This window comes from Arthrobacter alpinus, from assembly GCF_001445575.1.
Taxonomy (GTDB): Bacteria; Actinomycetota; Actinomycetes; order Actinomycetales; family Micrococcaceae; genus Specibacter; species Specibacter alpinus_C.
This window is the reverse complement of sequence record NZ_CP013200.1, coordinates 3,316,892-3,328,729: the sequence shown is the minus strand read 5'-3', so window position 1 is coordinate 3,328,729 and position 11,838 is coordinate 3,316,892. Positions and strand designations below refer to the sequence as shown.

The 11,838-nt window shown below is 62.3% G+C and carries 7 protein-coding genes and 1 pseudogene; 4 read left to right on the top strand and 4 right to left on the bottom strand.

The window, feature by feature from the left end; translation table 11 throughout:
* Positions 1–170 precede the first annotated feature (170 nt).
* The gene (ppk2, locus tag AS189_RS14830) at positions 171–1,055 is read right to left on the bottom strand and encodes a polyphosphate kinase 2 (protein WP_062290539.1); all 885 of its coding nucleotides are present in this window, start codon (positions 1,053–1,055) and stop codon (positions 171–173) included.
* A gap of 55 nt (positions 1,056–1,110) precedes the next feature.
* Between ppk2 and AS189_RS14825 the strand changes: the two genes are divergently transcribed.
* Positions 1,111–1,827: a 4'-phosphopantetheinyl transferase family protein gene (locus tag AS189_RS14825; protein WP_062290538.1), complete on the top strand. Its 717-nt coding sequence runs from the start codon at positions 1,111–1,113 to the stop codon at positions 1,825–1,827.
* Here AS189_RS14825 and AS189_RS14820 read toward each other — a convergent pair.
* The 3 genes and pseudogenes from AS189_RS14820 to AS189_RS14810 form a co-directional block, all read right to left on the bottom strand.
* A complete protein-coding gene (locus AS189_RS14820; protein ID WP_237759871.1) occupies positions 1,824–3,098 on the bottom strand; it encodes a M1 family metallopeptidase in 1,275 nt (424 codons plus the stop codon). The two genes, AS189_RS14825 and AS189_RS14820, sit on opposite strands and share 4 nt — an antisense overlap.
* A 141-nt stretch (positions 3,099–3,239) precedes the next feature.
* Positions 3,240–7,120, bottom strand: a pseudogene (locus tag AS189_RS14815) (Pls/PosA family non-ribosomal peptide synthetase).
* Positions 7,121–7,353: 233 nt separating this feature from the next.
* Positions 7,354–8,328, bottom strand: a complete 975-nt coding sequence (locus AS189_RS14810; protein ID WP_062290533.1) for a quinone oxidoreductase family protein — start codon at positions 8,326–8,328, stop codon at positions 7,354–7,356.
* A gap of 142 nt (positions 8,329–8,470) precedes the next feature.
* Between AS189_RS14810 and argC the strand changes: the two genes are divergently transcribed.
* The 3 genes from argC to argB all read left to right on the top strand — a co-directional run bounded on the left by argC (position 8,471) and on the right by argB (position 11,816).
* Positions 8,471–9,517 (top strand): N-acetyl-gamma-glutamyl-phosphate reductase, encoded by a 1,047-nt coding sequence (argC, locus tag AS189_RS14805; protein WP_062290530.1) that lies wholly within the window; start codon positions 8,471–8,473, stop codon positions 9,515–9,517.
* Positions 9,514–10,683: a bifunctional glutamate N-acetyltransferase/amino-acid acetyltransferase ArgJ gene (argJ, locus tag AS189_RS14800; protein ID WP_062290527.1), complete on the top strand. Its 1,170-nt coding sequence runs from the start codon at positions 9,514–9,516 to the stop codon at positions 10,681–10,683. Before argC ends, argJ begins: the two co-directional genes overlap by 4 nt.
* Before the next feature lie 236 nt (positions 10,684–10,919).
* The gene (gene argB / locus AS189_RS14795) at positions 10,920–11,816 is read left to right on the top strand and encodes an acetylglutamate kinase (protein WP_062293772.1); all 897 of its coding nucleotides are present in this window, start codon (positions 10,920–10,922) and stop codon (positions 11,814–11,816) included.
* Positions 11,817–11,838: the final 22 nt, after the last annotated feature.

Here is an 11,838-nt window from a genome sequence, read left to right as displayed (position 1 = left end):
CCACTCCGCTTAGCGGTTTCCTCGGCATAAGTCCAAGCCAGCACAGGACGGCCCGAATGGGCCACTGGATTCCAGACTATTTCCCACGCCCAGCCCTGGTAGTACCGGCCGGCCGAAGCAATCGGTACCAGGTGCCCGGACTGCCCGTACCATGAAGCCGTATATGCCAGCTAGAACTCCTCGCCCTCGCCCACCACATCGGATGCAGGGCCCACAATGTGCGGGTCCGGCATACCCACGAGTTCATGGTCCTTGCCCGTGTAGTCAAACAAACTCAGCACGTGACGCATCGCTTCCAGGCGCGCGCGCTTTTTGTCGTTGGACTTCACCACAGTCCACGGGGCGTGGCGGGTATCGGTGCGTTTGAACATGCGCTCCTTGGCTGAGGTGTAAGAATCCCACTTGTCCAGGGACGCCAAGTCCATGGGGGAAAGCTTCCACTGCCGCACCGGGTCAACCTGGCGAATGATGAAGCGGGTCCGCTGCTCGGCCTGCGTGACGGAGAACCAAAACTTGATCACCGTCACTCCGTCATTGACCAACATGCGCTCAAACAACGGCGCCTGACGGATGAATTCGTCATACTGCGCCTTGGTGCAAAATCCCATGACGCGCTCCACACCGGTCCGGTTGTACCAGGACCGATCAAACAGGACCATTTCCCCAGCGCTGGGCAGGTGCGCAACATACCGCTGGAAGTACCACTGGGTGGACTCCCGATTGCTGGGCTTCTCCAGCGCCACTACGCGGGTTCCGCGCGGGTTCAGGTGTTCGGTGAAACGCTTGATGGTGCCACCCTTGCCAGCCGCATCGCGGCCTTCGAACAAGATCACCACCCGGCGCCCGCTAGCCTTGATCCATTGCTGCAATTTCAACAGTTCAATTTGTAACAACCGCTTTTGAGCATCGTAGACGTCCCGTTCCATCCGGGAATCATAGGGGTAGCCGTCGCGCCAAGTATCCACCGGGGATCCGTCGGGGGCTAACAAGACGGGATCGTCGTCGTCGTTGTCAATAACGGTAAAACCGGTAAAATCCGGAGCGGGTTCAGTCATTGCTCGATTCTAAGTGAGCAGGCAAGACACAAGATGAATAGAAGGTGGAACTAGGGTGAACTGGCACGGTGTCGAGGGTCTCATCAGTAGCCCGATCGCAGTGCGAGCCTTTGACTTGGCTGCCGTGGATTTGAGCTTGTCCGGAATGCTGGACTCGGCCGAACACGCCAGGGCTGCTGCCATCGAGAACCACACCACGCGCCGCGATTTTCTGGCCGGGCGAGTGGTTCAGCGCCTCATGGCCGCCGAGCTAATAGCTGCTACCCCGCAAGATCTCGTGGCCGCGTATGCCTGCCCGGCATGTGGCCCGAATCCTGTGCCCTCGCACGGGCGCCCCGGCTATGCACTACGCGGCAAACCAGCAGCACTGTCCATGAGCTTTTCACGCAGCAACGGCTGGGGTGTAGCCGCCATGGTGACCGCTGCGGGGGTACCTCTGGGCGTTGACGTCCAGCACATTGCCCAAGTGGGCTTTGCCGGGTTCGACGACGTGGCGCTGAGCCCCACGGAAAAGTCCGCTCTGACTATGCTCGCCCCAGAGGAGCGAGACAGGTGGCGGGCAGCAGTCTGGGCCCGCAAGGAAGCATTGGCCAAATTCACGGGGCAAGGATTGCGCACCGACCCTGCCCTCATCCCAGCATTTCCTCACGCTGGAGTGGGGCAGGGAGTGGGAGCCGGGAACATAGCGGCACACGTGTGGGAGCTGCCACCTGGCGAATTAGCTTTGCCGGAAGGCTTCGCGGTCGCGGTAGCTTGCGGCGGCAACTTTTAACGTACGGGCAACGGGGGCAGTTGTTTGCGAAACAACCACGGGGTGAGAATGTCCGCAGCGGAGAACTGTGGGACATCGGCACAGACCAGATCTGCCAAGGCCACAAACGCCGCCGTAGACACTGAGCCGTGGCGATTCTCGGCCGTCCAGCGTTGCAGCAGGGCAAAGAAGTTGACATCGCCGCCTGCTACGCGGATGGCTTCAAGGGCCAAGGCTCCGCGCTTGTACACAACATCGTCGAACATCAATTCCGGCCCAGGAGCGCCAACCGTCCAGGCGACGGGTTGGGCGCTCAGCTTGGCGTGCGCCGCAGAAGCCCTTTCGGCAATGGTCAGCGAGCCACTTTCCTGCGACCAAAGCCACTCGGCGTAGCAGGCAAACCCTTCATGGAGCCAAATGTCCTGCCACGAGGCCAGTGTCAAGGAGTTTCCAAACCACTGGTGTGAGAGTTCATGGGCAATGAGCCGCTGGGCTTCCCACGTGGTTGTCATGTGGTTGCTGCCCAGGATGGACAGTGACTGGGCCTCGAGTGGGATCTCCAGCGCATCCTCGGTGACCACTACGGTATAGGCGTCAAAGGGATAGGGTCCAAAGGCTTTCGTGTAAACATCCACCATTTCCCGTTGCCTGGACAGTGCGGTGGCCGCCTTGGCTTGGAGTTTTTTGCTCACGGCCACCGTGATGGGCAGCTGTGTTTGGCCGTCCTTGGCTGGCAGTGCCAGCAGCTTGTACCGGCCAATCTGCACGGTGGCCAGATAGGTGGCCATGGGTGCGCTCTGTTCGTAAACCCAGGTCTCACGGCTGGATTTTCTCGTATGGGAGACCAGCGTGCCATTGCACACCGCGGTGTAATCGGCGTCTGTGGTGACGCTAACGCGGTAGCTTGCCTTGTTATCGGGCCTGTCGTTACAGGGGAACCATGTTGGTGCGCCGGTGGGTTGGCCGGCGACCAAAACGCCGTCGTCCAGTTCTTCCCACCCAACCTCACCCCACGCGCCGTTGTCGGGGGCAGGGAAACCGCTATAGCGGATATCCATGGTGAATTTTGCGCCAGCCGCCACAGGCTCGGGTAGCTGCAACGCCAACTTTCCCGGACGTTGCGAGTGCTTTTGTACACGGGTGCCATTTACGGAAGCCTTGTCCATGCCCAGCCCCGTCAGGTCCAGCTCCACCATGGTCAGTGGCACCAGAGCACGGGCCGTGATGCGAGCCCGGCCCTGCAACTGATTAGTGGCGAGCCGGGCCTCCAAATCCAACGCATAGTGCTCCACCGCGTAGTGGGTGCTCCCGTGCAGGGGAATATAGCTGTCCGGAGCGGCCGGGACATGGGCGGTCCGCGGCGCGGGGGAGTGTCCGGCAGGGGTTGGCGGCTGGATTTCATGCTGTGTTGTGTGTCCACATCGGTTGAAGGCTTAAGCGCGGTCAGAGAACTCCGGTCCCTTCCATGGGCTGATGGGGTTGCCCATCCAGTAGCTACTGGCCGGAACGGATTCACCGCGCATGACAAGGGAAGCCGGGCCCACGGTGCCGCTGGTGGCGATGGTTGCTGCTGGCAGGATCACCCCGTGCGGACCCATGGTGGCTCCAGCTTCCAGCGTAACGGTATCGATGGCCATGACCCGGTCATGGAAGAGGTGGGTCTGGATGACACAGCCCCGGTTGATCGTGGAGCTTTCACCGAGAGTGACGAGGTCTGCCTCGGGCAGCCAGTAACTTTCACACCAGGTGCCGTGCCCAATCTTGGCGCCCAGGGCACGGAGCCACCACACCATGGCCGGGGTGCCCACGGCTGCGCGGCCAAACCACGGTGCGCTGACCATCTCAATAAACGTATCCACCACTTCGTTGCGCCAGATGAACGAGCTCCATAACGGGTGTTCGCCGGCTTTGATGCGGCCCACCAAGAGCCATTTCGCGGCCACGGAGCTGCCTGCTGCGACTGCTCCGGCCACCATCAGCACAATGCCACTGACAAGGGCGGGCACCCAGTAGCTGCTGGCCTGAGCGAGCGCGTCGAGGGCCACAAGGACTGCAGCTGCGATGCCCACCGAGAGAATCATTGGCACAATCCGGCAGCATTCCCACAGGGCGCGGGCAATTTTGAGCCGCAACGGCGGATTGAACGTCAGGGACTTATCCGTCTCCAGATTGGTGCGGCGCAGGCGGACCGGCGGGCTGCCCAGCCACGAGGTTCCGGCCTTGGCCTTGGACGGCGCCGCCGAAAGCACGGCCACCAGCGAGTTGCGGGGCAAGGTGCGGCCTGCTGCCGCCATACCGGAGTTGCCCAGGAAGGAGCGCTTGCCCACTTTAGCCGGGGCAATATGGATGTAGCCGCCGCCCAGTTCATAGGAAGCAATCATGGTGTCGTCCGCCAGGAATGCGCCGGCACCAATGGTGGTCATCTTAGGCAGCAGCAGCACTGTGGACGCCTCAACGTTCTTGCCCACCTTGGCCCCCAACAGCCGGAGCCACACGGGAGTGAACAGGCTCGAATAAATGGGGAACAACAAATCGCGCGCCATGTCCAGGACACGCTCGGTGGCCCATACTTGCCAGCCGATCCGACTGCGGACCGGGTAGTGTCCTTCGCGCAGGCCCAGACCCAACAACCGCACGGTGAGCAAAATCAGCACCAGCAAGCTCAGGAACCAGAGCATCGCGGCCAGCGGCACGGCCCACAGAAGAGTTGGAACCGCCTCCGAGAGTGATTGCTGTCCGGCGATGGCGCCAAGCACGACGGCGACTGCCGCGGCCGCTGCAGCAAAGGGCAGCATGGACAAGGCCGCCGAGGCAGCGGGGAAGAGGATGCCGATCATTCTGGATGTGGGTGTGCGCAGATCCGGCCAGGAGTGTTTGGCCTTGCCTGTCCGCTCGGCAGGGGAGCCGGACACTTTCACGCCCGGCTTAACCTTGCCGCGCACAGCCGAACCGGGCTCAACATGTGCACCGGCACCAATGCGAGCTCCCGGCATCAAGGTGCTGCGGGATCCCACCACGGCGCCGGCGCCCACGGAAATCTCGCCAATATGGACATAGTCGCCATCGATCCACCAACCGGACAGGTCAACTTCAGGCTCAATGGAGCAGCCTTCGGCAAGTCGGAGTAATCCGGTGACCGGGGGAACCGAGTGCAGGTCAACGTTTTTGCCAATTTTTGCACCCAGCGCCCGTGCGTAATAAGGCACCCATGGGGCGCTGGCCAAACTGACGGCGCCAACCATGTCAGCAAATTGCTCGGCCAGCCACAACCGCAGATGGACCCTGCCGGAGCGTGGGTAGCTTCCGGGCTGGACGCCGCGGAGCAACACTCTGGCGGCCACAACGGAGATGCCCATGCGTCCCCACGGCGAGACAAAGGCTACCCATGCAGCACCAACCCACCACCAGGAAACGGTGGGGGCGCCCGGCAGCCAACCCTGCCATGCGGCAACATTGTTCAGCGCCATCAAATACGTGAGCCAGCGCATGCCCACCAAGATGTGCAACGGCATGCCCATCACGGTCTGGAAAATTTGGGACTTTCGTTGCGTCCGCCCCACCGAGCGGTGGACGGTCTCAACTGCGCCGCCAGCTGGGACGGAACCCAAAGCCAACTCCAGCAACGCACCGATCCGAGGATGCGAATAGACGTCGGCGACGGTGATGCGCGGATAGCGCTGGCGCAAAGCCGAAACCAACTGGGCTGCGGCCAGAGAACCACCGCCGCTGGCAAAGAAGTCTGTATCAAGAGAGCCGGGCACACCGCCCAAGACCGATTGCCACTGATCCAGTACCCACTGCGCTTCCGGCCCCAAAGTTTCGGTGAGGGAGGCGCCGTCGTCAGCTTCTTGTTCCAGCGGCCAGGGCAAAGCCTTGCGGTCCACCTTGCCGCTAATTTTGGTGGGCAGGGAATCGGTAAAGGTGAGCAGCGGAATCAGCGCTGCCGGGAGGGAATCGGCGAGCAGCTTGCGCAATGCGGCCGGATCCGGGGAGGTGTCAGGAGCCGCCACCAGATAGCCGACCAGCAATTGTGAGCCACCAGCCGTCTCCTGAACGGCGGCGGCAGCTCCGGAAATTTCCGGCAGGCCCTGCAACGCGGCGTCGATCTCACCGAGTTCAATGCGCCGCCCACCCAGCTTCACCTGGTCATCGGCGCGGCCCATGAAGATCAACCCCGCGCTTTCCAAGCGCACCAGGTCACCGGACCGGTAGGCCCGCTCCCAGCCGAAGGCGGGCATCGGCGCGTACTTTTCGGCATCCTTGGCAGGGTCCAGGTAGCGGGCCAGGCCCACGCCGGCAATGATGAGCTCGCCCACTTCGCCCTCAGCCACGGGGGTTCCGGCGGCGTCCACCACTGCCAGATCCCAGCCGTTCAGGGGCAGCCCAATCCGCACCGGGCCCGGAACGCCCAAGGGAGCGGCGCAGGCCACTACGGTGGCCTCGGTGGGGCCGTAGGTGTTCCACACTTCACGGCCACGGACGGCCAATCGGGTGGCTAGCTCCGGCGGGCAGGCTTCGCCGCCAAAGATGAGTAGGCGTACGGATTCCAAGGCCTCGGCGGGCCAGAGCGCTGCCAGCGTGGGCACGGTGGATACCACTGTAATGCCGTGGGAAATCAGCCATGGGCCCAAATCCATGCCCGATCGGACCAGGGATCGAGGGCGGGAACCAGAGCCGCTCCGTAACGCCACGCCAACCACATTTCTTCACAGGAGGCATCGAAAGCCACGGACAAACCAGCCAACACCCGGTCATCGGGGCCCAGCGGTTCGTCCTGTAAGAAGATGCTGGCTTCGGCATCGACAAAAGCTGCCGCTGAACGATTACTGACAGCCACGCCCTTGGGCGTGCCCGTGGAGCCGGAGGTGAAAATGATCCACGCATCGTCTTCCGGCAATGGTTCCCTGGGAGCGGGGAAGGGGGTTGGGCGGTCGCCGGTCAGTGTCAAGGCCTTGCCGGTGAGCGGGTCACCGAGCACGGCTGCCACCTGGGCCTCGCCAAAGACCAGAGCGGCCCGCTCCTCTGGATCATCGGCATCAACGGGTACATATGCGGCACCGATGGCGATGATGGCCAAGATGGATAGGTAAAGCGAGGAGGTTCCGGAAGGAATCCGCACCCCGATTTTATCGCCGGCGCCGAGCCCGGCCTGCGTCAGTTCCGTAGCCCTGGCGCGAACCGCCCTCAGGAGATCTTCGTAGCTCAGCGCCTTGATGCCGTCATCGAGCGCAGTGGCATCCGGGTTCAACTCCGCACTGGCCTGCAGAATATCCCACAGGGTCCGCGGAGCCGGGGCCAGAGAGCTGCCCGGCATTTGGGCGCTAAAGGTAGCAACCGGCAATTGTTCGCTGGAATCGACGGCTTGAGATTCGGGGAAATTCGATGAGGCAGGGTTCACGGCCTTACAGTGCCCCACCAAGGTGAACGGAAGGTGAATGACAGGCAATACATTTCGTTGTTATCGCTCACTGAGTCCGGGATCACTTTCGCTGGTTGCTTGGGATGGGCAGAGTTGACGGCCAAAAAGGAAGTATCGCCACGCCTGATCTAGGGCTCCAAGATGACCTTGCCGGTGGTAACCCGCCCCTGCAGAGCCTTGTGGGCGGCACCTGCCTCGGCGAGCGGGAACCGTGCACCGATCCGTGCCGTCAAAGCACCTGATCCGGCCGCGTTAAACACTTCGGTGGAGCGCCACAGCCGTTCCTTGGCGTTGAGGAGGTAATCGGCCAGTTTGGGTCGGACCACTGTCAGTGATCCGCCAGCGTTGAGGCGTTGCAGATCAAAGGGCGGCACCTGACCTGACGCTCCGCCGAACAAGACGAGTGTGCCTCGGGTGCGCAGCGATGCCAGGGAGCCGTCGAAGGTGTCCTTCCCAACGCCGTCGAACACGACATCCACGCCCTCGCCATCGGTGAGTTCCCGCACGGCTTCTGCGAAGCCTTCGTAGCGCAACACCTCATCGGCGCCGGCCGCCCGGGAGAGCTCTTCCTTCTCATCCGTGGACACCGTGGTGAAGACGCGCGCTCCACGATCCTTGAGCAGCTGGGTCAGCAGCAGACCCACGCCGCCAGCACCGGCGTGCAGCAGCACGGTTTCGCCCGGCTCAACGTGGTAAGTGGAGTTCATTAAGTAATGTGCTGTCATGCCCTGCAGGGGGAGTGCGGCGGCAACATCCATCGGGACGCTGGAGGGCACCGGCAGAGCCTTCTCGGCCGGAAAAATGGCGTATTCGGCGTAGCAAGCTTCGGCTTCGGCCGTGGCAACCCGGTCACCAGCATCGAAGGAGGTCACGCCGGGGCCCACGGCAACCACTGTGCCAGCAGCCTCGGATCCTGGCGTGAAGGGGAACGGTACGGAGTAGATGCCAGCGCGCTGGTAACTCTCAATGAAGTTCACGCCAACGGCCGCAATCTTGACCAGCAATTCGCCGGGGCCAGGAACGGGCATGGGGACCTGGGTTGCCTGTAGTACCTCTGGACCGCCGGGGGTGGTCGCTACAATTGCCGTGCACTGCTCGGTCATGGTGAACTCCAAATCACTGGCTCGTGTAAAAATAGGGGCCAAGCCCTAACAAGATCATCATAGGACTTATCCCCAAGCAGAATTCCAATAAACTGTGCATAAATATCGGCACCACTGAATAATTCTGCTGTATAGTCGACTTATGACAATTTCAGTAGCAGTCTCAGGCGCCAGCGGATATGCCGGGGGAGAGGTGCTGCGCCTTCTGGCCGGCCACCCCAATGTCAGCGTTGGGGCCATCACCGCCCACAGCAACGCAGGCGAGCGGTTGGGCACACTCGCCCCGCACCTGCACGCTTTTGCCGACCGGGTCCTGGTTGATACCACGGTGGAAAATCTTTCCGGGCACGACGTCGTGTTCCTGGCACTTCCGCACGGGGCTTCGGCCGCCATTGCCGCTGCGCTTCCGGCTGACACGCTGGTGATCGACGCCGGTGCCGACCACCGTCTCCAAGATGCCGCCGCGTGGGAGAAGTTCTACGGTTCCGAGCACGCCGGCACCTGGCCTTACGGCCTGCCCGAACTGCCCGGACACCGCGAACACCTCAAGGGTTCCAAGCGCATCGCTGTCCCCGGCTGCTACCCCACCAGCTCCTTGTTGGCGCTTATGCCCGGGTTCGCTGCCGGCGCACTGCTGCCCGATGATGTGGTCATTGTGGCGGCCTCAGGCACCTCTGGGGCTGGCAAGTCAGCAAAGGTTAACTTGATTGGTTCCGAGGTCATGGGCTCCATGAGTCCCTACGGTGTGGGTGGCGGGCACCGTCACACTCCCGAAATTGAACAGGGACTCTCCAATGCCTCAGGGCTGGACGTCAAGGTTTCCTTCACCCCCACCCTGGCGCCCATGAGCCGCGGCATCCTCACGACCGCCACGGCCAAGCTCTCCGCCGAATTCGCCGCGATGGAGAATCCCGCCGCGGCATTGCGTGACATTTGGGTAGACGCCTACGCTGAGGAACCCTTTGTGCATGTGTTGCCGGAAGGACAGTGGCCCACCACAAAATCGGTCCAAGGCTCCAACCATGCAGCCATCCAAATTGCCTACGACGCGCACGTCAACCGGGTGATTGTTTGCTGTGTCATTGACAATCTCACCAAGGGAACGGCCGGCGGAGCGGTACAGTCAATGAACATTGCCCTCGGCCTTCCTGAAACCACAGGCCTTTCCTTCCAAGGAGTAGCACCATGAGCGTGACCAAAGCACTCGGCTTCCGTGCCGCCGGCATCACTGCTGGACTGAAAAAATCAGGCAATCCAGACCTGGCCTTGGTGATCAATGACGGCCCCGACTTCAATGCCGCCGCAGTCTTCACCACCAACCGTGTGGCAGCGGCGCCGATCCATTGGTCACGCCAGGTCCTCAGCGACGGGCGCGTGGACGCTGTAGTCCTGAACTCCGGCGGCGCGAATGCCTGCACCGGCCCCGAAGGTTTCCAGAACACGCACGCTACGGCCGAAAAAGTGGCCGAGGTGCTGGGGCTCTCCGCCACAGACATTGCCGTCTGCTCCACAGGCCTCATTGGCGAGCAGCTGCCCATGGATAAGATCCTTCCCGGTGTTGAGGCGGCTGCCGCTGCTTTGACGGACGACGGCGGAGCTGCCGCGGCCACTGCGATCATGACCACCGACACGGTTCCCAAGGAATCGCTTTGGAGCTCACCGGTCAACGAGGAAGGCCAGGGCTACTCCATCGGCGGCATGGCCAAGGGTGCCGGCATGCTGGCTCCCGGCCTGGCCACCATGCTGGTGGTCATCACCACCGACGCCGGTGTTGGCGTCGAAGCGCTCGACACGGCCCTGCGCGACGCCGTCCGTGTCACCTTCAACCGTGCCGATTCGGACGGTTGCATGTCCACTAATGACACCGTGCTGCTCATGGCATCCGGAGCCTCCGAGGTCATCCCGGACATGGACGAATTCACCGCCGGCCTCACACAGGTCTGCGCCACGCTCGCACGAGGGCTCATTGCCGACGCCGAAGGCGCCAGCCATGACATTGCCATTGTCACGAAGAACGCAGACAGTGAACGTGACGCCGAAGTGGTCTCCCGCGAGGTAGCCCGCTCCAACCTCTTCAAGGCTGCCATCTTCGGAAACGACCCCAACTGGGGCCGTGTACTCTCCGCTGTTGGCACCACCGACGCCGTCTTTGATCCGGACAAGATCAACGTCAGCATCAACGGCATCCAGATCTGCCGCAACGGCTGCATTGGTGATTCCCGCGACCTGGTGGACCTTTCTCCCCGTGAAGTCACCGTCGAGATCGATCTCAATGCCGGTTCGGCCGAAGCCACCATCTGGACGAACGATCTGACTCACGCATACGTCGAAGAAAACAGCGCCTACTCCTCGTAACTGGTTCGTCACCGGGCCGTGGTTGGCTTCGGCGACTGACCGACATTCCCTCGGCCGCTATCCGACCAATCGGCCGCGGGCGGCCTCGGTCTCCTTTACGCGGCCTACGGAAACGCCGGCTCAGTCGTCTTTCCCGTTCGTCCCGCACGAACCAGTTGCGAGAGTTGGGGGCGCCTCACCACGCTTGTCGGTGGCTTCAGGATGTACGACTACAAACAGGATTGAAGGGAAACATGATGACTTCGGTGGAAACCGCTCAGGACAAAGCCAGCACGCTCATTGAGGCGTTGCCGTGGATTCAGCAATTCGCCGGGACTGTGGTGGTGGTCAAGTACGGTGGCAACGCCATGATCAACGACGAGCTGCGACGAGCGTTTGCCGAAGACATCGTGTTCATGCACCATGTGGGGATCAAGCCCGTAGTGGTGCACGGCGGCGGGCCGCAAATCAACGCCATGCTCAAGCGCCTGGACATTAAGAGCGAGTTCAAGGGTGGCTTGCGCGTTACCACTCCGGAGGCCATGGATGTTGTCCGCATGGTGCTCACCGGTCAGGTGGGCCGCGAGCTGGTGGGCCTCATCAATGAACACGGGGCGTACGCCGTGGGACTTTCCGGTGAGGATGGTGCCCTGCTGCAGGCCGAGCGCACCGGGACCGTTGTGGACGGTCTGCCCGTGGATCTGGGACTTGTTGGCGAGGTAGTTGGCGTGAATCCCGGCGCCATCCTGGACCTGCTTGAAGCCGGCCGCATCCCGGTGATCTCCACTGTGGCACCCGAGGTGGGGGATGCCTCCACAGTATTGAACGTCAACGCAGACACCGCCGCAGCCGCTCTGGCTGTCGCCTTGGAGGCATCGCGCCTGGTGATCTTGACCGACGTCGAAGGTCTCTACGCGAACTGGCCGGACAAGTCCTCGCTGCTGAGCGAGATCGGCGCCAGCGCCTTGCGTGCCATGCTGCCCGAGCTGGAATCAGGCATGATCCCCAAAATGGGTGCCTGCCTGGCTGCGGTCGACGGCGGGGTAGCCCGAGCCGCCGTGGTGGATGGGCGCAGCGCTCACTCGGTGCTGTTGGAATTGATGACATTTGAAGGCAACGGAACACAAATTTTCCCGGACGAGGACCAAGACTGATGAGTGAGCAGCACAACGAGAC